The 25,259-nt window shown below is 56.4% G+C and carries 21 protein-coding genes; 11 read left to right on the plus strand and 10 right to left on the minus strand.

Features of this window, described 5'->3' with window-relative positions; genetic code table 11:
* Positions 1 to 27 precede the first annotated feature (27 nt).
* Positions 28 to 435: a hypothetical protein gene (locus ACUTQW_RS06265; RefSeq protein WP_006325625.1), complete on the minus strand. Its 408-nt coding sequence runs from the start codon at positions 433 to 435 to the stop codon at positions 28 to 30.
* A 130-nt stretch (positions 436 to 565) separates the two neighbouring features.
* Here ACUTQW_RS06265 and folM point away from each other — a divergent pair, with 130 nt between their 5' ends.
* The 4 genes from folM to ACUTQW_RS06285 all read left to right on the plus strand — a co-directional run bounded on the left by folM (position 566) and on the right by ACUTQW_RS06285 (position 4,951).
* Positions 566 to 1,288, plus strand: a complete 723-nt coding sequence (folM, locus tag ACUTQW_RS06270) for a dihydromonapterin reductase (RefSeq protein ID WP_006325626.1) — start codon at positions 566 to 568, stop codon at positions 1,286 to 1,288.
* A 73-nt stretch (positions 1,289 to 1,361) separates the two neighbouring features.
* Complete coding sequence (rstA, locus tag ACUTQW_RS06275) at positions 1,362 to 2,087, plus strand: two-component system response regulator RstA (protein WP_006325627.1); 726 nt, start codon at positions 1,362 to 1,364, stop codon at positions 2,085 to 2,087.
* A complete protein-coding gene (gene rstB, locus ACUTQW_RS06280; protein ID WP_004945012.1) occupies positions 2,084 to 3,388 on the plus strand; it encodes a two-component system sensor histidine kinase RstB in 1,305 nt (434 codons plus the stop codon). The genes rstA and rstB overlap by 4 nt, the downstream gene beginning before the upstream one ends.
* Before the next feature lie 63 nt (positions 3,389 to 3,451).
* Positions 3,452 to 4,951 (plus strand): carboxypeptidase M32, encoded by a 1,500-nt coding sequence (locus ACUTQW_RS06285; RefSeq protein WP_445654823.1) that lies wholly within the window; start codon positions 3,452 to 3,454, stop codon positions 4,949 to 4,951.
* A 173-nt stretch (positions 4,952 to 5,124) separates the two neighbouring features.
* Here ACUTQW_RS06285 and ACUTQW_RS06290 read toward each other — a convergent pair whose 3' ends face one another.
* A complete protein-coding gene (locus ACUTQW_RS06290; RefSeq protein WP_006325632.1) occupies positions 5,125 to 6,030 on the minus strand; it encodes an alpha/beta fold hydrolase in 906 nt (301 codons plus the stop codon).
* A 174-nt stretch (positions 6,031 to 6,204) separates the two neighbouring features.
* On the opposite strand from ACUTQW_RS06290, the gene asr reads away from it, so the two are divergent.
* Positions 6,205 to 6,498, plus strand: a complete 294-nt coding sequence (gene asr, locus ACUTQW_RS06295) for an acid resistance repetitive basic protein Asr (RefSeq protein WP_004945019.1) — start codon at positions 6,205 to 6,207, stop codon at positions 6,496 to 6,498.
* Between the two features lie 302 nt (positions 6,499 to 6,800).
* Positions 6,801 to 7,622 (plus strand): trypsin-like serine peptidase, encoded by an 822-nt coding sequence (locus tag ACUTQW_RS06300; RefSeq protein WP_006325633.1) that lies wholly within the window; start codon positions 6,801 to 6,803, stop codon positions 7,620 to 7,622.
* A 35-nt stretch (positions 7,623 to 7,657) separates the two neighbouring features.
* Here the strand turns inward: ACUTQW_RS06300 and hrpA are convergent, their stop codons facing one another.
* The gene (gene hrpA, locus ACUTQW_RS06305) at positions 7,658 to 11,545 is read right to left on the minus strand and encodes an ATP-dependent RNA helicase HrpA (protein ID WP_081275697.1); all 3,888 of its coding nucleotides are present in this window, start codon (positions 11,543 to 11,545) and stop codon (positions 7,658 to 7,660) included.
* 269 nt (positions 11,546 to 11,814) lie between these two features.
* Here hrpA and azoR point away from each other — a divergent pair, with 269 nt between their 5' ends.
* A complete protein-coding gene (gene azoR, locus ACUTQW_RS06310) occupies positions 11,815 to 12,420 on the plus strand; it encodes an FMN-dependent NADH-azoreductase (protein WP_004945026.1) in 606 nt (201 codons plus the stop codon).
* Positions 12,421 to 12,547: 127 nt separating this feature from the next.
* Here the strand turns inward: azoR and ACUTQW_RS06315 are convergent, their stop codons facing one another.
* From ACUTQW_RS06315 to ACUTQW_RS06325, 3 genes are read right to left on the minus strand one after another with little or no spacing between them, the layout of a single operon-like run.
* The gene (locus ACUTQW_RS06315) at positions 12,548 to 12,871 is read right to left on the minus strand and encodes a YdbL family protein (RefSeq protein ID WP_004945028.1); all 324 of its coding nucleotides are present in this window, start codon (positions 12,869 to 12,871) and stop codon (positions 12,548 to 12,550) included.
* A gap of 14 nt (positions 12,872 to 12,885) precedes the next feature.
* Positions 12,886 to 13,083, minus strand: a complete 198-nt coding sequence (locus ACUTQW_RS06320) for a YnbE family lipoprotein (protein ID WP_004945033.1) — start codon at positions 13,081 to 13,083, stop codon at positions 12,886 to 12,888.
* On the minus strand, positions 13,080 to 15,692 hold the full coding sequence (locus tag ACUTQW_RS06325; protein WP_020439125.1) for a YdbH family protein: 2,613 nt from the start codon (positions 15,690 to 15,692) through the stop codon (positions 13,080 to 13,082). The genes ACUTQW_RS06320 and ACUTQW_RS06325 overlap by 4 nt, the downstream gene beginning before the upstream one ends.
* A gap of 475 nt (positions 15,693 to 16,167) precedes the next feature.
* Here ACUTQW_RS06325 and ACUTQW_RS06330 point away from each other — a divergent pair, with 475 nt between their 5' ends.
* Positions 16,168 to 17,160, plus strand: a complete 993-nt coding sequence (locus ACUTQW_RS06330) for a 2-hydroxyacid dehydrogenase (RefSeq protein WP_004945038.1) — start codon at positions 16,168 to 16,170, stop codon at positions 17,158 to 17,160.
* Positions 17,161 to 17,180: 20 nt separating this feature from the next.
* A complete protein-coding gene (gene hslJ, locus ACUTQW_RS06335) occupies positions 17,181 to 17,609 on the plus strand; it encodes a heat shock protein HslJ (RefSeq protein WP_004945042.1) in 429 nt (142 codons plus the stop codon).
* 44 nt (positions 17,610 to 17,653) lie between these two features.
* On the opposite strand, the gene ACUTQW_RS06340 is transcribed toward hslJ, so the two are convergent.
* Positions 17,654 to 17,914, minus strand: coding sequence for a DUF333 domain-containing protein (locus tag ACUTQW_RS06340; protein WP_004945045.1), 261 nt, complete (start codon positions 17,912 to 17,914; stop codon positions 17,654 to 17,656).
* Between the two features lie 549 nt (positions 17,915 to 18,463).
* Positions 18,464 to 18,796 carry an SMR family transporter gene (locus ACUTQW_RS06345; RefSeq protein ID WP_004945049.1) on the minus strand — a complete coding sequence of 111 codons (333 nt, stop codon included), beginning with the start codon at positions 18,794 to 18,796 and terminating at the stop codon, positions 18,464 to 18,466.
* A gap of 249 nt (positions 18,797 to 19,045) precedes the next feature.
* Here ACUTQW_RS06345 and nifJ point away from each other — a divergent pair, with 249 nt between their 5' ends.
* Positions 19,046 to 22,579, plus strand: coding sequence for a pyruvate:ferredoxin (flavodoxin) oxidoreductase (gene nifJ, locus ACUTQW_RS06350; RefSeq protein WP_445654824.1), 3,534 nt, complete (start codon positions 19,046 to 19,048; stop codon positions 22,577 to 22,579).
* 8 nt (positions 22,580 to 22,587) lie between these two features.
* Here the strand turns inward: nifJ and ACUTQW_RS06355 are convergent, their stop codons facing one another.
* Both ACUTQW_RS06355 and ACUTQW_RS06360 read right to left on the minus strand, forming a co-directional pair.
* Entirely contained in the window at positions 22,588 to 23,829 is a 1,242-nt protein-coding gene (locus tag ACUTQW_RS06355; protein WP_020439127.1) for an alginate lyase family protein, read from the minus strand.
* Between the two features lie 70 nt (positions 23,830 to 23,899).
* Positions 23,900 to 24,502 carry a helix-turn-helix domain-containing protein gene (locus ACUTQW_RS06360; RefSeq protein ID WP_445654825.1) on the minus strand — a complete coding sequence of 201 codons (603 nt, stop codon included), beginning with the start codon at positions 24,500 to 24,502 and terminating at the stop codon, positions 23,900 to 23,902.
* 43 nt (positions 24,503 to 24,545) lie between these two features.
* Between ACUTQW_RS06360 and ACUTQW_RS06365 the strand changes: the two genes are divergently transcribed.
* Complete coding sequence (locus tag ACUTQW_RS06365; RefSeq protein WP_445654826.1) at positions 24,546 to 25,259, plus strand: B3/B4 domain-containing protein; 714 nt, start codon at positions 24,546 to 24,548, stop codon at positions 25,257 to 25,259.

Raw genomic sequence — 25,259 nt, forward strand, 5'->3', positions numbered from 1 at the left:
TCCGGGTGGAATCACCCGGTCAATACCTTAGGATGCGCGCAAGGTAATGGTCATGCGTTCCCCTATCTGAGAGATGATAATCCCCTCAACGCACTCTTGCTGAATGGCCGCCAACTGCTGTTGGTCCAACGCATACGGCAGTTTAATGTCGAACACTGCCAGCCCCTGCTGCTGCGCCAGATCGATCAGGCGCACGATATTGGTTTCGTCGCTGACCTGGGTGGATACCACCTGCAGCGCCAGTTCCTTCAACTGCTCTTTTCGCGTTTGCGAGGCGCAAGCCTGAGATTTCAATACCATGCCGAAAAATGGCATCACGCCATAAATTGCATCAACAAAGCGCCAGTGCTTCTTGCACGATGCGGACAGAAAATCCATGTAATCAAAACAGATTTTCTCACTGCGCGCGACGGATGCAAGGTGACTGCTGTTCATCCCTTCCTCCCTCTCATTGCCAGTGTATTACATCCTGAAATGGATAATCGATGCGAAGCTTTAACGAATTTCCGACGTATAATGGCATAATTCCCCTATTGTTTGCCAGTCTGTCCAGGAGCTTTAATCAATGGAACATCACAACTCCGCACCGGTGCTGATCACCGGCGGCGCACGCCGGATTGGGCTGGCGTTGGCCAGGTCATTCTTGCAGCGTGACATCCCCGTGATCATTGCCTATCGCAGCGATTACCCGGCACTGAACGAGCTGAAAAGACTGGGAGCAACGTGCATTCAGGGCGATTTCTCGACTCACGACGGCATTTACCGTTTTGCCGAGCGGGTGCGACAGGTCGCACCGAAATTGCGCGCAGTGATCCACAACGCCAGCGCTTGGTTGGCCGAATCTGCGGAGGTGCCACCAGAGCAGGTTATGGCAGCGATGCTGCAAATCCACGTTTATACCCCTTACCTGCTCAATCAGTTGCTGGAGCCCTGTCTGCTTGGCCAAGGGCAGGCAGGCGCAGATATTATCCACCTGACCGATTATGTGGTGGAGAAAGGCAGCGACAAGCATATCGCTTATGCTGCCAGTAAAGCCGCGCTGGACAACATGACACGCTCTTTCGCCCGTAAACTGGCGCCGGAGGTCAAGGTCAACGCCATCGCACCGGCGTTGATTATTTTCAATCCGGGCGATGATGAGCCTTATCGTCAGCAGGCTCTGGCAAAATCGCTGATGAAAATCGCCCCGGGCGAGAGCGAAGTGGTCAACCTGGTCAATTATTTGCTGGACAGTCGTTATGTCACCGGCCGCACCCATGGTGTGGACGGAGGACGACCTCTGCGCTAGGCAAAGATGTGCATGGCGTATCGCTGACCCCCGCGTTATGCTGAACTCCGTTATTCTTATAAAACCGCTGAATATGCATAAAATTGTTTTTGTGGAAGACGATCCTGAAGTCGGCAAGTTGATTGCCGCCTATTTGGGCAAGCACGATATAGAAGTGTTGATTGAGCCGCGTGGCGACAGTGCGCAAGCGCGCATAGAGCAAGAACTGCCGGACCTGGTGCTGCTCGACATTATGCTGCCCGGGAAAGACGGCATGACGCTGTGCCGCGATTTGCGCCCGACCTTCCCCGGGCCGATCGTGCTGCTCACTTCGCTCGACAGCGATATGAACCATATCCTTTCATTGGAAATGGGTGCCAACGATTACATTCTGAAAACCACGCCGCCGGCGGTTTTGCTGGCACGGCTGCGTTTACACCTGCGCCAGCATGGCAATCACCCCAAGGAAGAGTCAACGCAACCGATCACCCAGCACAATGCGCTGCACTTCGGGTTGTTGTGCATCGATCCGGTTAACCGCCAGGTGACGCTGAGTGAAGAAGTGATCACCCTTTCCACCTCGGATTTCGATCTGCTGTGGGAGCTGGCCACCCACGCCGGGCAGATCATGGACCGCGAGGCACTGTTGCAGAATTTGCGCGGCGTGAGCTACGACGGCCTTGATCGAAGCATCGACGTGGCGATTTCCCGTCTGCGCCGCAAGCTGTACGACAATGCGCTGGAGCCTTTTCGCGTCAAAACCGTGCGCAATAAAGGTTATCTGTTCGCACCAAATGCCTGGGAGTTCGTACAGCAATGAGAAAGCTTTTCGTGCAGTTCTTCCTGCTGCTGTTCGTCTGCTTTCTGGTGATGGCGATGTTGGTGGGCCTGGTGTACAAGGTCACAGCCGAACGCGCCGGTCGCCAGTCAATGGACGACCTGATGAAAAGCTCGCTGTACCTGATGCGCAGCGAACTGCGGGAAATTCCATTGAAAGACTGGAATAAGACCATCGCGACGCTGGACTTGAACCTGTCGTTTAAGCTGCATATCGAACCGCTCGGCAAACAGGATCTGAGTGAAGATCTGAAAAAACGTCTACGCCTCGGTGAAATCATCGCTCTCGACGATCAATACACCTTTATGCAACGCATCCCGCGCAGCCATTACGTGTTGGTGGTCGGCCCCATTCCGTACCTGTTCTACCTGCATCAGATGCGGCTGCTGGATCTGGCGCTGCTGGTGTTTATCGGCATGTCGCTGGCGTTGCCGGTATTTTTATGGATGCGTCCGCACTGGCAAGATTTGCTCAAGCTGGAGAACGCCGCCCAACGACTCGGCGCAGGCCATCTGGATGAGCGCACCCATTTTGACCCGACCTCGAGCCTGAATCGGCTCGGGGTGGCTTTCAACCAGATGGCGGACAACGTCAATACGCTGATTGCCAGTAAAAAACAGTTGATTGACGGTATCGCCCATGAATTACGTACCCCTCTGGTGCGGCTGCGCTACCGGTTAGCGATGAGCGATAACCTTTCAGATAGCGAACAACAGGCGCTCAACCGCGATATCGGTCAGTTGGAATCGCTGATAGACGAGCTGCTGACCTACGCGCGGCTGGATCGTCCACAGGTGGCGCTGAACATAGAACCGCTCGACCTGCCCAACTGGCTGGAAGACAAAGTAGAGGATATGCGCCTGATTCACCCGGAGCGCGAGATCCAGCTGGATATTCCGCATGCCGGCGATTTTGGCGGCGTCGATTTACGGCTGATGGAGCGGGTTCTGGATAATCTGGTGAACAATGCCTTGCGCTACAGCGAACAGCGCCTGCGTATCGGCCTGTGGTTTGACGGCGACGCAGCCTGCCTGCAGGTAGAAGACGACGGGCCAGGCATTCCACCTGAAGAACGCGAACGCGTGTTCGAACCCTTCGTGCGCCTGGATCCCAGCCGCGATCGCGCCACCGGCGGTTGCGGGCTGGGCCTGGCGATTGTTCACTCTATCGCCGTCGCCTATCAGGGCCAGGTTTACGTAGACGCCAGCTCACTCGGCGGCGCCAGCTTCCGCTTCTGCTGGCCAGTGAAGCCCACTTTCAATTTAAAAGCAGACCCGGTGTAACCCCGTCAGCGCAACACTCTGAACGATCAGGTTATCCGGCTCACAATAATAGGGAGCCAAACAATGACATCTGCACATTCGCCTTCATCCGCCTACCGCGAACTGCGCGCCATTTTCACCCGACTATCGCGATTCGGCCACCTGTCCGCCATTGCCGGCTGGGATATGCAGACCATGATGCCGCCGGGCGGAAACAAAGCGCGCTCGGAAGCACTGGCCGAACTGAGCGTGCTGCAACACCAGATTTTGACGGCGGAAAATACCGGCCGCCTCTTTGAACGCGCGCAGCAGGAAACGCTGGATGGTTTTGACCAGGCCAATTTGCTGGAAATGCGCCGCCAATATGACAACGCCGTACTGGTGCCGGAGTCGCTGGTTGAGGCTAAATCGCTGGCTGGTGCGCGTTGTGAACACGCCTGGCGCTCCCAGCGCCCCGCCAACGATTGGGAAGGGTTTTCGGAGAACCTGCGTGAAGTGGTCAAACTGACCCGTCAGGAAGCGCAGATCCGTGCTGAAGCTGCAGGTTCAAGCCGCTATGACGCCCTGCTCAACCTGTATGAGCCAGGCATGCGCAGCAGCGATATTGACCGTATTTTTGGCGATCTCAAAACCTGGCTGCCCGATCTCCTGCAAAAAGTGGTGGCCCGGCAGGCCCAAGAGCCTTGCCTCATTCCCGAGGGGCCGTTCCAGGTCGATACCCAGCGTCAACTGGGCCTGAGCGTGATGAAACTGCTCGGTTTCAACTTCGACGGTGGCCGCGTGGACGTCAGCGCTCACCCCTTCTGCGGCGGTGTGCCGGAAGATGTTCGTATCACCACCCGCTACAATGAGAAGGAATTCCATACCGCATTGCTCGGCATTATCCACGAAGCCGGCCATGCGCGTTACGAGCAGAACCTGCCGCGTGATTGGCTGGGCCAACCAGTAGCTCAGGCGCGTTCTACCGCGATCCACGAATCGCAAAGCCTGCTGTTTGAAATGCAGTTGGCGCGTGGCAGCGATTTCCTGAAAATTCTGCGCCCGTTGATTATCAAGCAGTTCGGTGAGCAACCGGCGCTGGAAGAAAGTAACTTCATCCGCCTGAATCAACGCGTTAAACCTGGCCTGATCCGCGTGGATGCGGACGAAGTGAGTTACCCGGCGCATGTGATCCTGCGTTATGAAATCGAGAAAGCCCTGGTCGAAGGCGCTATTGAAGTGGAAGACATCCCGGCGCTGTGGAACGAAAAAATGCGCGATTACCTTGGCCTGGATACGGTCGGTAACTACCGCAATGGCTGCATGCAGGATATTCATTGGACCGACGGCGCATTCGGTTACTTCCCGACTTATACGTTGGGCGCGATGTACGCTGCGCAACTGTTCCACAGTGTCCGTGAAGCGCTGCCTTCGCTGAGCAGCGACATCGCCGAAGGTAACCTGACCCCGTTATTCCAATGGCTGAAACAGAATATCTGGCGTCACGGTAGCCGTTTCTCTACTGATGAGCTGATCACCAAGGCTACCGGTGAAACGCTCAACCCGCGCTATTTCCGTCAACACCTGGAAAACCGCTATCTGTAATGCCCCTGGCACGGGTAAAACCGTGCCTTTTCCCTCCTGCTTAGCCCTACGCCCTTCCATAGAGCACTCTCCTTGCTTACGACACCTTGGCCACAGAGTGGCGGTTGGTGATACGCCACATGTATGTTGTAACTAAAATAACCCTACAGGCTGGCGCATTTCTGCCGGCCAGGCTACCGCGCGGCATGTGCGCTGATCATCTCTATCAATTGCGGCCGCAACTGAGGCGGCAGATCGTGGCCCATCTTCGGGATGACCTGCAGTTGCGAATGGGCTATCGCTCTGGCGACGGCAACGCCACCGGCTTTGCGCACCAGACGATCGGCACTGCCGTGGATCACCAGCGTCGGTGCCGTGATCCGGTGGCTGTAACGACGCAAGTCACCACTGCCGAGTAACGCCGACAACTGCCGTTGCAGGCCTTCGGCATCCATCCCCCGCTTTAATAAGCGCCTGACCAGCATATCCAGTTCCGCCTCCTCGAGCGGATAAGCCGGGCTACCCAACGCACGCAATCCGTCTTTCAAAGACTGGCATCGCTGCTGCGGCGTCGCATTTGCCGGCGGGCGCCGCAGCAACAGTTTCAGCAATGAAGGTGCCGGCGGCGGCAATAACGGTTGGTTGGTGCTGGAAAACAAGATGGTCAGCGACTTTACCCGCTGCGGGTATTCCGCCGCCAGCACCTGAGCAATCATGCCGCCCATTGAGGCGCCCAGCACGTGAGCCTGCGCTATTTGCAGGTGATCCAGCAAATGCACCGCGTCTTGCGCCATGTCCTCCAACGAATACGGCACTTGGGTTTGCCAGCCCAGTTGAGCGCGCAATATCAATAGCCACAAGGGCTGCAACCTCTTGCCCTGCGTCTTGCCGGACAGGCCGACATCGCGGTTATCGAAGCGGATCACCCGAAAGCCTTTGTCCACCAACGCGCGACAGAAATCGTCCGGCCACAGCAGCATCTGCGCGCCAATGCCCATAATCAACAGCAACGGTGGATGTGCGATATTGCCCCAATCCTCATAGGCTATAGGTACTTCGCCCTGCTCTGTGAGCCCGCGACGGATCGCGATATCGTTCATTTGCCGTTCCTTTTTGCGTTATGGCACGCCGCTGCAGGCTACCTCCTGCGGCTTGTACATTAGGTTACACGCCGAAACCAATCACTCACGGAAAGCATTCCGCCATTTGCCTACTATCTTAACACCGGCCCCGCAGTGGGCTTGATACATGACGAGTAATTTGAGGATTCTTTTATGAAAAAAGTATTAGCTCTGGTTGTTGCCGCTGCAATGGGTCTGTCTTCTGTTGCCTTCGCTGCTGACGCTGCCACCACCACTACCGCACCTGCGGCGACGGCGACCACCACTACTACTGCTGCACCGGCTAAAACCACTCACGTGAAAAAACATCACGCGAAGAAAGCGGCAGTTCAAAAAGCGCAGTCGGCTAAAAAGCATCACAAAGCCACCGCTAAAAAAGCCCCGGCTCAGAAAGCTCAGGCAGCAAAAAAACACCACAAAAAAACCAGCCATAAAAAAGCTGCGTAACAGCAATCTGATGTGAGGCTCCCCTCACCAGTCCAGAATTGATTTGTCCAACACCCGGTTCGCCGGGTGTTTTTTCATCGGGGGTTCTCATCAATGCTGCGCCGCTACTTATTTGAAATCATTCTGGTCGCCCTGATCCTGTGCGGGTTGGTCGCCACCTTCTTTTATTTGTAGCCGCAGATGTCCTCCGGTTATAAATTATCGAAAAATCAATCACTGCCCATCCACACAATAGCTAAATCAGTCTATAGTTAGCATTCCGTGTGTTTATGGATGATTCGTATTTGCCAGGCAAGAGATCTATGCGCATAACCGTTTTGCTGTTGCTGTGCTCATTCCCGCTCGCATTCTCCCTCTCAGCCCGGGCCGACAGCCCATCCGACGCGTCGATGGCTGAGCAAACCCGCTTATTTTTCGGTAAGGATGATCGGATAAAAGTCACAGAAACCGAGGGGTGGCCCTGGCAGGCAATTGGCCAGGTGGAAACCGCCAGCGGCAACTTGTGCACCGCCACACTGATTTCCCCCCATCTGGCGCTTACCGCCGGCCATTGCGTACTGGCGCCGCCAGGCCAATTGGATAAGGCCATCGCCCTGCGTTTTGTTGCCGGCAATAAGAGCTGGAAATACCAGACCGACAATATCGAAACGCTGGTCGACCGCAAGTTGGGGAAAAAGCTCAAGCCTGACGGCGAGGGATGGATTGTGCCGCCGGCTGCCGCAGCCTATGACTTTGCGCTGATCCGCCTGAAGGATAAAAAACCGCTGCCGATTAAACCTCTGCCCCTGTGGCAAGGCGACAGCAAAGCGCTAACTCTGGCGATGAAACAGACCAAACGACTGATTACCCAAGCGGGTTACCCGGGAGATCATCTGGACGATCTCTACAGCCACCAGAACTGTAAAGTGACGGGTTGGGCGCAACAGGGGGTGCTATCGCACCAGTGCGATACCCTGCCTGGCGACAGCGGTTCGCCCCTGCTGCTGAAAACCAACGACGGTTGGTCGTTGATCGCCATTCAAAGCTCCGCGCCGGCAGCCAAAGACCGTTACCGCGCCGATAACCGCGCGTTGGCAGTGACCGGCATACGCGATGCGCTGGACGCGCTGGCTGCGGGAAAATAACGACGGGGGTTCAGCATGCTGAACCCCTCGCTTAGTCAGGCCGAAAGCTGCTCGATAGTCTGCAAGATACGTTTGTCCGAAATCGGATAAGGCGTGCCGAGTTGCTGGGCGAACAGGCTGACGCGCAGCTCTTCGATCATCCAGCGCACTTCTTTCACCTCGTCATCCTGCCGACGTTTCGGCGGCAGCTTGTTCAGCCACTGTTGCCACGCCTGCTGCACCTGATCCACCCGCAGCATCTGCGCGCGATCGCGGTGCGGATCGATCGCCAGCTTCTCCAGCCGGCGTTCAATCGCCTGCAAATAACGCAGCGTATCCGGCAGGCGCTTCCAGCCGTTGTTGGTGACGAACCCGCGATAAATCAGGCCACCAAGCTGGGTTTTGATATCCGAGAGCGCCAGCGCCAACGACATGTCCACCCGGCCCTTCAGCCGCTTGTTGATGTTAAATACCGTGGTCAGGATCTGCTCGACCTGCTTGGCTACCCCCACCACGGTTTCATTCAGCTCGCCTCGCACCAACTCTTGCAAGCGTGCGAAGTTATCTTCCTGCCATACCGGCCCGCCATGTTCGGCGATCAGCTTGTCGATACCGCACGAGATGCAATCGTCGATCAGATCCAACACCTTGCCATAAGGGTTAAAATACAGCCCCAGCTTGGCTTTGTTGGGCAGTTTTTCATGGAGATACTTGATTGGCGATGGGATATTCAGCAACAACAGGCGGCGCGTACCCTGCCACATCGCCTGTTGCTGCTCTTGCTCGCTGTCGAACAGGCGGATCGCCACGCTGTCTTTTTCATCCACCAGCGCCGGATAGGCTTTCATCGAGTAGCCGCCGCGTTTCTGCTCATAAAACTCGGGCAGTTTGCCGAAGCTCCAGATATGCAAATTGCTTTGTTCCAGCCCATCATCCGCCACCGCCGACAGCGTCTCCTGCACTTTGTCCTTCAATTGCAGCTTCAGCGCCGTCAGATCTTTGCCTTCGAGCAAGGTTTTGTGATTTTCACCCACCACACGGAACGTCATTTTAAGATGATCGGGCACCTGATCCCAGTGCCAGTCGTCTCGTGACACCGTCACGCCAGTCATGCGCCGCAATTCACGCTCCAGCGCATCCAGCAGCGGCAGCTCCAGCGCGGTCACCCGCCCGAGGAAAGCCTCGGCGTAGTTCGGCGCCGGCACAAAGTTTCGGCGAACCGGCTTCGGTAGCGACTTGATCAGCGCAATCACCAACTCACGGCGAATCCCCGGGATCTGCCATTCGAAACCCTGATCTTCAATCTGGTTGAGAATAGGCAGAGGAATATGGACCGTGACGCCATCGGCATCGGTGCCAGGTTCAAACTGGTAAGTCAGGCGCAGTTTGAGATTGCCCTGGTGCCAGGCATTCGGGTAGTCCAGCGCGCTGACCTTGTTGGCGCCGTCCTTGATCAGCATCTCTTTTTCAAAACTGAGCAGGTCCGGCTTTTGTTTACCGGCGGTTTTCCACCAGTTGTCAAAATGACGCCCGGACACCACATCGCTCGGAATGCGCTGGTCGTAGAAACTGAACAAAGTCTCGTCATCCACCAGAATGTCACGGCGGCGCGATTTATGCTCCAGCTCTTCCACCTCGGCGCGCAGCTTCAGGTTGGCGCTGAAGAATGCATGCCGCGTCTGCCAGTCGCCTTCCACCAGTGCATGACGGATAAACAGCTCACGGCACAGCAGCGGATCAATAGTGCTGTAATTGACCGGCCGCGCGGCGACAATCGGCAGCCCAAACAGCGTCACTTTTTCGCTGGCCATCACCGCGCCCTGGGATTTGGACCAGTGAGGTTCGCTGTAACTGTGCTTCACCAGATACTGGGCCAGCGGTTCAATCCACTCAGGTTCGATGCGCGCGGCGATGCGGCCCCACAGGCGGCTGGTTTCCACCAGTTCTGCCACCATCGTCCATTTCGGCGGCTTCTTGAACAGGCCGGAGCCTGGGAAGATCGAGAAACGGGCGTTGCGGGCCCCGGTGAACTCTTGCTTGTCGGCATCCTTCTGGCCAATGTGCGACAGCAACCCGGTGAGCAACGCGGTATGCACGCTGCGGTAATCGGAAGGTTCGCTGTTAACCGGCAGCCCCAGCTCTTTCACCACCTGGCGCAGTTGGGTGTAGATATCCTGCCATTCACGCACCCGCAGGTAGTTAAGGAAATCATTGCGGCACAGCCGGCGGAACTGGCCGGAGGAGTGCTCTTTTTGCTGCTCTTTCAGGTAGTCCCACAGGTTAACGTAGGCCAGGAAGTCCGAGTCTTTATCGGCGAAGCGACGGTGTTTCTCGTCCGACGCCTGCTGCTTGTCCATCGGCCGCTCTCGCGGATCCTGGATCGACAGCGCGGCAGTGATGATCATCACCTCACGCACGCTGCCGCTCTTTTGCGCTTCCAGCACCATGCGCGCCAGACGCGGATCGATAGGCAACTGCGCCAGTTGGCGGCCCTGCGGAGTGAGCTGATAATGGCCGTTTTCAGCCGTTTTAATCGCTCCCAACTCCTCCAAAAGGCGCACGCCGTCCAGAATATTGCGCTTGTCCGGCGCTTCGACAAACGGGAATGCGGCGATATCCCCCAGCCCGAGCGACGTCATCTGCAAGATAACCGACGCCAGGTTGGTGCGCAGGATTTCCGGATCGGTAAACTCCGGCCGCGACAGGAAATCCTGTTCGGAGTACAGGCGGATACAGATACCGTCCGACACGCGGCCACAGCGGCCCTTACGCTGGTTGGCGGAAGCCTGCGACACCGGCTCGATCGGCAGGCGTTGGACCTTGGTGCGGAAACTGTAGCGGCTGATGCGTGCGGTGCCCGGATCGATGACATACTTGATGCCCGGCACCGTCAGCGAGGTTTCCGCCACGTTGGTCGCCAACACAATGCGGCGGCCATGATGCGACTGAAACACCCGGTTTTGTTCGCTGTTCGATAGCCGCGCATACAGCGGCAATACTTCGGTATGCGGTAAATCAAGACGGTTCAACGCATCGGCGGTATCGCGAATTTCACGCTCGCCGCTCATAAAGATCAGGATATCCCCGGGCCCTTCGCGACCAAGTTCATCCACCGCGTCGAAAATCGCCTGCAGTTGATCGCGATCGGTATCCTCGGCGTCGTCCACCACCGGGCGATAACGCACCTCGACCGGATAAGTGCGGCCGGAAACTTCGATAATCGGCGCGTGATTGAAATGGCGCGAAAAACGCTGCGGATCGATGGTTGCCGAGGTAATGATGACTTTCAGATCCGGGCGTTTCGGCAACAGTTCGCGCAGATAACCAAGGATAAAGTCGATGTTCAGGCTGCGTTCGTGCGCTTCATCGATAATCAGCGTGTCGTACTGCATCAGCAGCCGGTCCTGCTGGATTTCCGCCAGCAAAATACCGTCGGTCATCAGCTTGACCAGCGTATTTTCCCCGACCTGATCGTTAAAGCGCACCTTATAACCGACGCTGCCGCCGAGCGGCGTTTCCAGCTCATCGGCAATGCGGTTTGCTACGGTGCGCGCCGCCAGGCGCCGTGGCTGGGTATGGCCGATCAGCCCCTTCACCCCACGCCCCAGCTCCAGGCAGATCTTCGGCAACTGGGTGGTTTTCCCCGAACCGGTTTCCCCGGCGACAATCACTACCTGATGGTCACGGATCGCGTTCAGGATATCCTGCTTTTTCTGGCTGACCGGCAGGTTTTCCGGATAGGTGATTTTCGGGCAAGAGGCGGCGCGCGCCTGCACTTTCTGCAACGCAGCCGCAATGTCACTTTCGACTTCAGCGACGGCCGCCTGCTGAGCATCGGGATTTTTGATTTTTCGTGCGCCCTGCAACCGACGTTGCAGGCGTTGTTGATCACGGAGCATCAGTTCGCCCAGTTGGGCAGTGGATGCCGCGAGCGGAGATTTCACGTTCGGTATTCCTTGTCTCATCGCTGCCGTATCAAGGTTTAGCAACGGTTTAATGATGTGTAAGCACATTTTCAGCTTTAGCCGCTCAGAATATCACAAGCCGCTTTTTCCCCATAATCCATCTGCTTAAGCGGCATTGGGTCATTCAATAAAATCGAACAAAGATCTCGAAATATTGCGCTATCACTGTTGGAAGAATGTGAATAGAGTGTACTGCATGCAAGGGACGCGTTGTCCTGATGTCACTGTCATAACGTAAGGAATTACCGATGAGCAAAGTATTGGTTCTCAAATCAAGCATCCTGGCGGGTTATTCTCAGTCCAACCAACTGGCCGATTTCTTCGTGGAACAGTGGGCCAACACCCACGGCAACGACACCATTACCGTTCGCGATCTGGCCGCACAGCCAATCCCGGTGCTCGACGGCGAGCTGGTTGGCGCACTGCGTCCTTCCGATACGCCACTGACCCCACGTCAGCAAGAAGCGCTGGCGCTGTCGGACGAACTGATTGCCGAGCTGCAGGCCAATGACACCATCGTTATGGCGGCGCCGATGTATAACTTCAACATCCCGACTCAGCTGAAAAACTATTTCGACCTGATTGCCCGTGCCGGCGTGACCTTCCGTTACACCGAAAACGGCCCGGAAGGTCTGGTGAAAGGCAAACGCGCCATCATCCTGACCAGCCGCGGCGGCATTCATAAAGGCACGCCAACCGATCTGGTTGAACCTTACCTGCGTCTGTTCCTGGGCTTCATCGGCATCACCGACGTTGAGTTCGTCTTCGCCGAAGGCATCGCCTATGGCCCGGACGTTGCAACCAAAGCGCAGGCCGATGCCAAAGCCGTGCTGGCGCAAGTTGTCGCCGCCTGATGCTTCTCGCAGGGGTAATGTGCCCCTGCCGAACCCTACCGATCTGCGTTAATACCTTTCAGACCTGCACTGCCCTCATAAAAATTCCAGATTTGTATTACCGCTGCGCGCCAAACGGCGCGCTTTTTTATTTCTTCAACCACTGACCGTTAATGCCACGCACGTACTCTCCCGCAGGCGCACGCGTCACCAGCTTCTGCCCGGCCATGCGCGCCACTTCATCGATGGCGATATGGTTGCCGTCCGCCACTTCCTGATATTTTTCGGTACGTCCGGCGTTAATATTTTTCACCAGCGCCAGGGTTTCGGCGTCCTGCTTGACCGGGGCAATATAGCCGCTGAGCGTCTCGCCCACCCGGCCCTGCTGTTTGGCTTCGTCCAGCGTCAGCGCCATCGCCATACTGCTGAATAACCAAGCGACCCCCACCAAGCCTAAATAACGTTTTTTCATTTTTGGTTTGGCTCCTAGAACAGACCGCTTTGGGTTTTCAGCAGATTATCGACGTCCTTATCCACCTTGATGTGTATTTCATGTTCGATCTTCACGTTCATATTGATGGTAATCGGGTCTTTGGGCGTCGCGACCTCAATGCGCGGCACGCAGCCGCTCAGCAAAGAAGTGCCCAATACGGCGACCAGCAAGGGCCCGCTGATGATTTTCATGGTTGTTCCCCGGGTTTTGAGAGGGCCTGCTCTAGCCACTCCTGTAAATTGTCGCCAAAGCGCAGACTACGCCATAGCTGAAACACGTTTTCCTGATGGGTATAGTTCAGGATAACCTCACGTTTGGCACTTTTTTGCGGGTTAAGCCCGTCAATGTGCGCTTTTAGCGTCAGTTCGCCCAAATTGTCGAGATCGACACTGGCCCGCGAACGGTTGATCTCCATGTAGCGCAGCCAGTCTATCGCCGCCCCGGTCGCCAGATTATTGCTGCCGATAGCATCAGCCATGTCTTTGTCCAGCCGCAGCGTCAGCATGCCGGCATTGGCTATCCACCCATTGCGCACCAGCCATTTGGGGTGATTGAGGTACAGAGGCAGCTCACCGTCGACCTTGCCGGACATGGCAAGCTGTTTTGGCTTCAAGGCGGTAAACAGCGCGCTCAGATCCACTTTATCCAGCTTCAGCACCGCAGCATCATGTTGCGGCATCCGCAACGCCGACAGGCTGATATGCCCGTTCAGCACATCCAGGCCGACATTGCTCAACGTTAACGGCGCCGGCTCGCTGTAGGGATAAAAGCCCTGAAGATCGGCCGTGATATTCTGCATTTCGAACAGATTGCTGAATGACTTGATACGCAGCGTCACCGGCCCTTTGGCGCCCAACTGCCACAAATGATTTTTCAATCGGTAGGACATGACAAAATCCAGACCGCTCATCTCACCGTCTTTCAGCCACATGCCGCCATTGTTCACGACCCAGTGGCCACCGGCTTCAAAGCCCTGTACGCGGGCGGCGGAAAAGGCCGACTGAGCATAAAACTCGCCGTCGCGCAGTTTGATATTGAGATCCGGCGAGATCAACGGCTGGAATACTTTCAGCGATTGTTTCGGCCACCAGCCTTCGCCGCGCAGCCGCTCGCCGTCCCAACGGCCATGCAAGGCGATGGGCCCAATCTGTTCCGCCTGCAATTTGCCCTGCCACTGGAAGCTGTCCGGCGTCGTACCTTTAAGCTGCAACGCCAGCACCGGCGCGGGTAAGTGACCACCGTCCGTGAAACTGACCTTGCCGGCCACCAGTTGTATATCGGCATTGAACGCCGGGTTCTGCTCGCCACGCTGCCAGCGCAGTGGCTGGCCAAGGCTGAGACGCGGCCCATCCACCGTCACCAGGCCGTACTTCAGCTTGTCAAAACCGGTGGAAAGACGATCGAGAACAATCGTCGTGTCCTGCCAACTGCCGCTGCCAGCAACGTCCCAGGCCGCCTGCAACGGCGGTAACTGTCCCTTCCCCCAATAGCGCCATTGCCAATTGCCGTGGTCCGGCCAAAAATCCTGCGCTTTACCGTCCAGATGCAGTTTAAAGCGGCCCCAGTAGCTGTCGCTGGCGTTGATGATGGCCTGCAGGCGGCCGGTAATGCCGCCGGCGGTAACCTTGACGCCGGCCAGCGGCAAGCGCGCCTCTTCCAGTTTCATTTCCGGCGAGGCGTTGCCCCACAGGCGTAGCAACGACCCTGGCTGCAAAACCAGAGTGGGATTAAGGATAGTGCCACTGAGAATGCCGGGAATAGAGGCGGTCATGGAAAAATCGGCCAGATTCGCCTGGCCGGTCAGTTGGAAACGCAGATCGCTGTCGATCAATCCGACCTTGCCCGGCCCCAGCGTCAACACTGCATTGCCTTTACCATTGTGGCCGGCGGTAATCACATTCAAACGAGCGCTGATTTGGGTTTCATCAAGCCCCTTGCTCCAGTCGTGCAACGCCACGTTCAGCCCGCCGTTAAGCGGCTGCTGGCTGTAGGGCCAACGCCACTCGCCTTGATTGATGCTGACCTGCTGCGGGGTGATTTCCCAGGGTAACGTCACCAGCGGCTTATCGTCGCCCTTTTCCGTCAGCGTCAACACGCCTTGCTGCTGTTGCCAGCGCATATCGAGCAGCAACGGCTTTTCGAGATAACCGGTTTGCATCTCGCCCTGCAACGCGCCCTGCGCAGGCAGGCTGTCCAAATCCAGCGGAATGGCAATCTTGCCGGTCAAATGCAGGGGTTGCGGGCTGTTGGGCGGGGTAAGCGTCATGCTGTTCAGCGTCAACTGCTGATGTTTATCCAGCACGGCTTCGACGCTGAGGTTCTTCCCCTGGTACAGCAGGTGCTGGCCGCCAGCAGAAGCTTGCAATTGCAGCTTTCCGGCGTAGTGTTGCCACGGGATTACCGTGAAATCATTGATGGTGACATCCAGCAACGGCAGCTGTTTTTGCAACTTATCAAGCGCCAGAGGAGCGCTGTTGGCGTCGCCGGCAGGCAACTTTGATAAACAGGCGCTATCAATGCTGAGTTTGTCGCCGATCAGTTGCCAGCGCCCCTGCCGATAAGTCAACCGGGTCGGCCCGACGGCGGCCAGCAAACAATCCTGTGCGGTAAACCGGGCGCCATCCAGTTGCAAGGCACCCTGCTGCCACCGCGGTTTACCCTGCAAAACCAACTGACTGCCCTGCGGCAGCCAATGAGCAAGCACGCGCGGCAGCCAGCGCGGCAGGGTTTGCCACAGCGCCAGCAGCAGGATCACAATACCTGTCACAATCCCTATGAATACTTTCAATCGCTTAGTCATTAAATGATTGCTTCATTCCTGAGTTAGGCATTATCCCCCCAAACCGAACGCCATTTAAGGGTAAGTCTATGCCTGAATTGGCAATAATGATGGCACGAATTTAACATAGGGTGAAGTCGATAGCACCGGTAACGCCTGTTCAGGCGGTTTTCCAGTCATCGATGCTACCCTTGTAGACTTTAGTTACATATTCATAATGTGAATAATATATGTTTCAGACTTTTGTTATTGTAGTTGCGGTTGTTCATTAATAGTCTTGCAAGCATTCTAACAAAAGTCAGCCGCGAGCTTACTGTACTTGAGAAGCCATTCCCCACCCCCGTGGGGATTTTTTTACCTCGCCCCCCGCGCCCTTCCGCTACTCTTAATCCTGCCCCCAACAAAGCGTTTTACCCATACCGAACATAAGCTAACCAATTGTAGAATTTACTAAAATCTGTTAAATTCGTCACAAAATCACGCGGGAGAAACCACGATGAAATTGGCGATATACAGCACCAAACAGTACGACCGTAAATATCTCGAACTGGTGAATCAACAGTTTGGTTATGAACTGGAGTTCTTCGACTTCCTGCTCAGCAAGAAAACCGCCAAAACTGCCGCCGGTTGCAAAGCGGTGTGCATTTTCGTCAATGACGACGGCAGCCGTGAAGTGCTTGAAGAGCTGGCGGCGCTGGGGGTTGAAATCCTGGCCCTGCGTTGCGCCGGTTTCAACAATGTGGACCTGGACGCCGCCAAAGAATTGGGCATCAAAGTGGTCCGCGTACCGGCTTATTCTCCGGAGGCGGTGGCGGAGCACGCCGTGGGGATGATGATGTGTCTTAACCGACGCATCCACCGCGCCTACCAACGTACCCGCGACGCCAACTTCTCGCTCGAGGGGCTGATCGGCTTCAACATGCATAATCGCACCGCTGGGGTGATCGGCACCGGTAAAATTGGCGTGGCAGCCATGCGTATCCTGAAAGGGTTCGGCATGAAACTGTTGGCTTACGATCCCTATCCAAGCGAGCAAGCGCTGGAGTTGGGCGCAGAATATGTCGATCTGAAAACGCTGTACGCGCAATCGGACGTGATCACCCTGCACTGCCCGCTGACGCCGGAAAACCATCACCTGCTGAATACCGACGCTTTTGCGATGATGAAGGACGGTGTCATGATCATCAACACCAGCCGTGGCGGCCTGATTGACTCCTCGGCGGCAATTGACGCGCTGAAGCAACAGAAAATCGGCGCGCTGGGGATGGACGTATATGAAAATGAACGCGACTTGTTCTTCGAAGACAAATCCAATGACGTGATTCAAGATGACGTATTCCGTCGCCTGTCAGCCTGCCACAATGTGTTGTTCACCGGTCACCAGGCTTTCCTGACAGAAGAGGCGCTGACCAGCATCTCGGAAACCACGCTGAAAAACGTCAATCAGTTGGATCGCGGTGAAAATTGCCCTAATCAGCTTAACGCCTGATTTTTTAGTGAGGGAAACGCATGAAAAAGTGCCTGCCGATGGCGTTAGCAGCGCTGTTATTAACGGGGTGTGGAATGAGCCAGAGCGGTAAAACGGTCACGGAAGACGACCTGTTACATCACAATTTCGTGCTGCAAAGCGTGGACGGCGTTGCGGTGAAGCCGCAGCCCGGTAACGCCCCGAGCATTGAGTTCGGTGAAAAAATGCATGTTTCCGGCGCGATGTGTAACCGCTTCTTTGGCAGCGGTCAGTTGCAAAACGGCGTGCTGACGGTGAAAAACCTGGCCTCAACGCGGATGCTGTGCACCGATGCGCAACGCAATCAGTGGGATCAGACTCTCAGCGCAGTGCTGGAAAAAGGGGCAAAAATCAGCCTCAACGCTCAGCAGTTAACGCTGAGCGGCGGCGACCATGTCCTGGTATATACCCTGCGAGACTGGGTGCAGTGATCCCTGTTCACCAGGCTGTGTGATCGGCCTGGTGTTCTTTCTTGTTAACCGGCGGTCGAGCAAGCCCCTTTACCCAGGGTCCACTCCTCACACTGCTTACCGTTCGGCATCTGGCACATTCTTACCGCTTCACCGTTTAAATTATGAGCCACGGTAGTGATGCCGCCAACGCTGGCGCAGTTGGCGCTGGTCTGTAACGTATTGATTCTTGCGCTGTTGCCCTGCTGAACTGGTTCTTCACTCTTGCTGCTACATGCGGCCAAAAGCAGTACGGCGCCGGCAAGCAGCCACGTTGATTTTTGCATTATTTCACTCCTGAACCCGGAACTGCGCTGTGTAAAATCGCCATTGCTGATAACCCGCGTCACTTTAAATGCGGACACGTTCAGTTATCTTTGATGCAAACCTGTTTAATTTAGCCTGATAAATTAATTATGGAAATATATTCCTGCAATTATTTGGCGTTTATTTGAACAAAATCGCCATTATTATCGTTACGGAATTTCTTTAGCTCCGATGCCATGCCGGCACCGAGGGTCGGTGACGTACTGCGGGTTTGCAGGCAACGGCGTCGCGGTGGCGAGGCGCAGTGACAACCAAAGTTTTAAATCTTGCTGGCGAGCAAGGCGGAGGTGGGGATCTTGGGCTGCTGCGAATTTTTAGCTACCGGAGCGGGAGATATTGCCGGCCTCTGCTACGGGTTAAAACATCCGCGACATTCGGGCATTAGCTGCATTGGCCTTAATTTGAAATTGGCTGGGTACAACAGTCCCTTATTTTTCGTTATTTGTTCCTGAATGATTCAGCCAGCGTCACTGAATGTCACGCTGGCTATTCTCACATTAAAATAACAATCAATGCGCCGCCGTTTTCGACAGTAAATTAATCACCAGTACGCCGGCAATAATTAATACCATGCCGATCACCGCAGGCAGATCCAGCTTTTGCTGATAGACGAATACGGCCGCTATCGACACCAGAACAATGCCCATGCCCGACCAGATAGCATAGACTATCCCCAGCGGCATGGTTTTCACCACCATTGACAACCCCCAGAACGCCACGGCGTAGCCCACGACAACCACCAGCGAGGGCCACAGTCGGGTAAAGCCTTCAGAGGCTTTCAACATGGTGGTGGCGATCACTTCCGCAACAATCGCCATGGTCAAATAGATAAATCCGCTCATCGTTTTTTCTTCTGTAAGTGAACACGTTCACCAGTATGGCGCGTCGCGAATAAATTGTCGTTAAACCACCCGGCTAATTCTCCGTTTGAAAACAATTTTTACCGAAAATATTACCTCGCGCGTGCGCTCTGTTGTTTTTTCGCCCGCCACACAAACGCGATAAAGGGCCAATATATCCCTCTGCTAGACTTTGTTAATTACTGCGAGAGGCAACTTTTGCAGCTTTTTGAGCAATGAAAGGTAAAGTCGATGATTACTACAGATGGTAATAATGCAGTCGCTTCCGTCGCCTATCGCACCAGCGAAGTGATTGCCATCTACCCGATCACCCCCAGTTCAACCATGGCGGAACAGGCGGATGCCTGGTCCGGCGACGGCCGCCCAAACATCTGGGGAGACGTGCCGCGCGTGATGGAAATGCAGTCCGAAGGCGGGGCCATCGCCACCGTGCACGGTGCGCTGCAAACCGGCGCGTTGTCGACCTCATTCACCTCATCGCAGGGCCTGCTGCTGATGATCCCGACGCTGTACAAGCTGGCCGGTGAACTGACGCCGTTTGTGTTGCACGTCGCCGCGCGTACCGTGGCGACCCATGCGCTGTCGATCTTCGGCGACCATTCCGACGTAATGGCCATACGCCAGACCGGCTGCGCCATGCTGTGCGCCAGTAGCGTCCAGGAAGCGCAAGACTTTGCGTTGATATCCCAAACGGCGTCCCTCAACAGCCGCCTGCCGTTTATTCATTTTTTCGATGGTTTCCGCACCTCGCACGAAATCAACAAAATCGTGCCGTTAAGCGACGATACCCTGCGTCAGATGCTGCCGCAGGAAGCGATTGACGCCCATCGCAGCCGTGCCTTGTCACCGGACCACCCGGTGGTGCGCGGTACTTCCGCTAACCCGGATACTTATTTCCAGTCGCGTGAAGCCACTAATCCCTGGTACGACAGCGCCTGCCAGCATGTGATTGATGCGATGGACAAATTCGCGCAGGTCACCGGGCGGGCATATCAACCCTTTGAATATTACGGCCACCCCCAGGCCGAACGCGTAGTGATCCTGATGGGTTCCGCTATCGGCACCTGCGAAGAAGCGATTGATGCCCTGTTAACGCGCGGTGAAAAGGTCGGCGTGCTGAAAGTACGGCTGTTCAGGCCCTTCTCCGCTCGGCATCTGCTCAGCGTGCTGCCGGAAAGTGCCCGGAAAATCGCCGTACTGGACCGCACCAAAGAGCCGGGCGCGCTGGCGGAACCGCTGTATCTGGATGTGATGACCGCACTGGCCGAGGCCTTCAGCCGTGGCGAACGCGCGGACATGCCGATGGTGATCGGTGGCCGTTACGGCTTGTCCTCGAAGGAGTTTGGGCCGGACTGTGCGTTGGCGGTATTCAACGAACTGCAACTTGCCAGGCAGCGCCCGCGCTTCACCGTCGGCATTTTCGACGATGTGACCGGCCTTTCCCTGCCGCTCAGCGAAGAAACCCTACCGCCGCGCGCTTCGCTGGAAGCGTTGTTCTACGGTCTGGGCAGCGACGGCTCCGTATCCGCCACCAAGAACAATATCAAAATCATCGGCAACAGCACGCCGATGTACGCGCAAGGGTATTTCGTCTACGACTCGAAGAAGGCCGGCGGCCTGACGGTTTCTCACCTGCGCGTCAGCGAACAGCCCATCAATTCGGCCTATTTGGTCAGCCGCGCAGACTTCGTCGGTTGCCATCAACTGCAGTTTATCGATACCTACCAGATGGCGGAACGGCTGAAACCCGGCGGCATCTTCCTGCTCAATACGCCGTACGGGGCCGATGAGGCATGGTCACGGCTGCCGCAGGAGGTTCAGGCGGTGCTGCAACAGCGCCAGGCGCGTTTCTATATTATCAACGCGGCAAAACTGGCGCGCGAATGCCAACTCGGCGCGCGCATCAATACCGTTATGCAGATGGCATTTTTCCAACTGACGCAAATTCTGCCGGGCGACGTGGCGCTGCAGCAACTGCGGGACGCTATCGCCCGCAGCTACAGCAGCAAGGGCCAGGAGATCGTCGAACGCAACTGGCAGGCGCTGGATGCCACGCTGGATGCGCTGATTGAGATCCCGCTGCAACCGGTCAACGCCGGCAGCCCGCTGCGCCCACCGGTAGTCTCGGATGCCGCCCCCGATTTTGTCAAAACCGTTACCGCCGCGATGCTGGCCGGGCTGGGCGATGCGCTGCCGGTCTCGGCCTTCCCGCCGGACGGCACCTGGCCGGTCGGCACCACCCAATGGGAAAAACGCAATATCGCCGAGACGATCCCGCTCTGGCAGCCGGATCTCTGCACCCAATGCAACCACTGCGTCGCCGCTTGCCCGCACTCTGCCATCCGCGCCAAAGTGGTGCAACCGCAGGCGATGGAGCACGCCCCCGCCAGCTTGCAGTCGCTGGATGTCAAAGCGCGTGACATGCGCGGGCAGAAGTATGTGCTGCAAGTCGCGCCGGAAGATTGTACCGGCTGTAACCTGTGCGTAGAGGTGTGCCCGGCGAAAGACCGCCAGAACCCGGACATCAAGGCGATCAACATGGCTTCGCGCCTCGATAATCTTGAGGTGGAAAAGCAGCATTACGATTTCTTCCTGCAGTTGCCGGAGATTGACCCAGCGCAGATAGAACGCATCGACATCCGCACTTCGCAGTTGATCTCGCCGCTGTTCGAATACTCCGGCGCCTGTTCCGGCTGTGGCGAAACACCCTACATCAAGCTGCTGACCCAGCTCTATGGCGACCGGTTGCTGATTGCCAACGCCACCGGCTGTTCATCCATTTACGCCGGCAATCTGCCGACCACGCCTTACACCACCAACGCCGAAGGCCGCGGCCCGGCGTGGGCCAACTCGCTGTTCGAAGATAACGCCGAATTTGGTCTGGGCTTCAGGTTGACGGTCGATCAGCACCGTAGCCGCGTACTGCGGTTGCTGAATACGCTGGCGCCGCAACTGCCTGAGCCGTTGGTCAACGCGTTGCAGATGATCGACGTCGCACCGGAACCGCGCCGCCGACAGATCGCTGAATTGCGCGGCTTGTTGACGCAAATCGAGGGTAACGACGCCCGCCAGTTGGCGACCGACGCCGATTATCTGGTGGATAAATCCATCTGGCTGATTGGCGGCGACGGCTGGGCCTACGATATTGGTTTTGGCGGATTGGACCACGTCCTTAGCCTGACCGAGAACGTCAACGTGCTGGTGCTGGATACCCAGTGTTACTCCAACACCGGCGGCCAACAGTCGAAAGCCACGCCGCTCGGGGCGGTCACCAAGTTCGGCGAGCACGGCAAACGCAAGGCACGCAAGGATCTGGGTGTCAGCATGATGATGTATGGCCATGTGTATGTGGCGCAGATCTCCCTGGGTGCGCAGCTCAACCAGACGGTGAAGGCCATTCAGGAAGCGGAGGCCTATCCGGGCCCGTCACTGATTATCGCCTACAGCCCCTGCGAAGAGCACGGTTACGATCTGGCACTTAGCCACGATCAGATGAAACAGCTGACCGCTACCGGTTTCTGGCCGCTGTACCGTTTCGATCCCCGCCGCGCCGACCAGGGTAAACCCGCGCTGGCGCTGGACTCTCGACCGCCAAACAGCGATCTGACCGAAACCCTGCTGAAAGAGCAGCGCTTCCGCCGCCTGAACTCACAGCAACCGGAGGTCGCCAGCGCGTTGTACCAGGCCGCCGAGAAAGAGTTGAAAGAGAAGTACGACTTCCTCAGTATGTTGGCCGGCAAGACGGAACAATCGTCCGCCGAGTAAGTTCCCCTTCAGGGCGCGATCGGTTCGCGCCCTGCTTCCAGCCAGCTTTGCCGCTGCGCTTCTTTTACCGCACCGCGCACATAGTTTTCTTTTCCCTGCCATTGCGCAACATCGAACCGCACCTTCTCGATCACCGGCTGGTAACGATCTATTTTCATTAGGCTATCCGCCTGAATCAACAGCGGCACGATGCGCACCCCAACCCGATCAAGGCTTGGATAGGGCCATTTCCGCCCTGCATCAGCGTAAGGTGCCATAAAATCCAACGCCGCCAACAACGAACTGCCTTGCGTCGAGCGGTAATGCCACAAGTCAATGCCCTGGCGCTGCGCCACCCCAGCCATCAGCACCAACGCCTGCAGATTGAAATAGCTGTAATGGAACGAACGGGTGCGCAACAATTCTTGCGGCTGCGAACCGTTAACGGCGAGTTGTAAATCAAGCTTATCCTGCGTCAGCGTCGCCATCTCCCGCACCACGTCATCACGCCCGAGCCAGGCGGCAATCCCCGCCACCTGAACGGCGTACCAACTGCCGTGGTTATTCTTCGCGGCGGCTTCCTGTTTACCGGCGGGGCTGTGCAGTAGCCAATCGAGGTAGCGGCCAAACCATTGCCGCGTCCGACTTTCATCGTCCAGCGTCCAGCCTGGCGTCTGGCGCAACAGCAGCAGGCTGTCAACAATCCGGGTGGCGAAATAACGCCCGTCCAGAATGCCGTTACCGCGGCCGCTGTCGCGCCCTGGAATACCCTGTGCGTAGTTGAGGTTCGGGTTCATCCGCGTTTGCGGGTTGATAAACCAGGCGCGGATCAACGCGATCGCCCTGTCGCTATAGCGTTGTTGCCCGGAGAAATAACCCGCCAACGTCAGAACCTGTACCCGCTGAGTGAACTCCGCCAGCCGCACGCCATCACTCTGCTCGTTTTTACTGGCCGGATTCACAAGCCCATCGCGGCGCACCCAGGGCAACCCGTTCGCTTTGCCGGCATCCGGCCACCAGTAGGCACCGAGACTCAGGTAATCGTGCTTGTCGCCGCTGGGGGGAGTCAAACCTTTGTCGGTGACGCTGAGCAAGGGTTTTTGCATCGCGCTGTCGGCGTCCTGCAGCAGCCGCTTATAGTTAGCGTCACCACTGAGATGGGTTTTTACCTGTAACAACGACGGTTGCTGCAAGAAAATGCAGCACTCTGCGGCGTGGGCCGCAAACGACGCAAAACAAAGCAATAACCCGGCCTGCAAGAATTTACGCATAATCCCCCCTGCCATATGACCCCTTACACGGACGCGCTCTTGGGATAACACCCGGCAAACCGGCAATCTGTCAGGAGTGAAGTTCGGCCACGGTCATGGTGAAGATCAATTTCCCCTCACCCTGATTTGAATAATGATGCGGCACATCGGTGCTGGCGACGGCAGAAGCACCCTCAGGAACAATCATCTCGGTACTCCCCACCTTCAGGTGGAGAACGCCCTGCTCAACATGCAACAGCTCGAAGGTACCTTGAGGGTGGCCCGAGGAGGCAAACAGCTCATCAGGAAACATCTCCCAGCGCCACAGCTCAATCATATTCGGCCCACGCGTCCCCGCCAGCAAACGGGCCGTTCCGCCCGAGTCACCCGTCCACAATGTAGGTATATCTTTTTTATCGATAAGATAAGCGGAGGGCGCATCGGTGACATTAACGATATCGGCGACAGACAGGCCCAGCGCCGCCGCTATTTTGCACAATATGGCAATGCTCGGATTCGCGGTTCCTTTCTCGATTTCCACCAGCATCCCTTTGCTGACGCCCGCCCTGCGTGATAGCTCATCAAGCGTCAATTTCTTGTCTTTGCGGTGCTGTTTGATGGTGCTTGAAACCGCTTCATTGACAGTTTGAATGTCCGCGCCGTGCTCGGTCGATATATTGACTTTATTGGTCATTAGTCATTACCATGAAATAAATTAGTCATTATAGGATTATCAGATGTTTTCAGTTCTTCCGTCAATCGATCCCAAAGTCTCCTCCGTGGCCCCCGGCTTCAGAGCCTTAAGCATTGCGGTTGAAGCCGCGCCCATTATCAACCCGAGGATTGCCGGCCAGGCTTTGGAACAGGCTTGTCATTCTATTTCTGCGGGTGATGCCCCCTGGGCTGAGGCTCATCTTGCCGCCTGGGGTGAGGTATTTACCCGATTCGGCGCCAAACCCAAGCGCACCCCCTGCTCTGCAGAAGCACTGCGCAAACGGGTCATTCGAGACGGCTCGCTACCCGGTATCGACCCCGTAGTTGACCTCTATAATGCCATCAGCATTCGCTATGCCATTCCCGTTGGCGGGGAAAATATTGAAGCCTATGTCGGGCAACCCAGGTTGGTGGTTGCCGACGGAAGCGAACTGTTTGATACGGTGAAAGACGGTGAAGTGGCACATGAATCACCGGAACCGGGAGAAGTCGTCTGGCGCGACGATCTGGGCGTAACTTGCCGTCGCTGGAACTGGCGCCAGGGGATAAGAACCCGGCTGAACGCAGATGCCGGCAAGATGTGGTTTATTCTGGAGAGCCTGCCGGCCATGCCGTTACAGGCGTTGTTTGATGCCGGTGAAGAGTTGATCAAGGGGCTGCATCAGATGATGCCGGGCGTAAAAACCGAGCAGACACTGATTGGTTTCGATCTGGCTGAAGAACATCAAACGAAGTAA

Source organism: Serratia sp. TSA_7 (assembly GCF_052692135.1).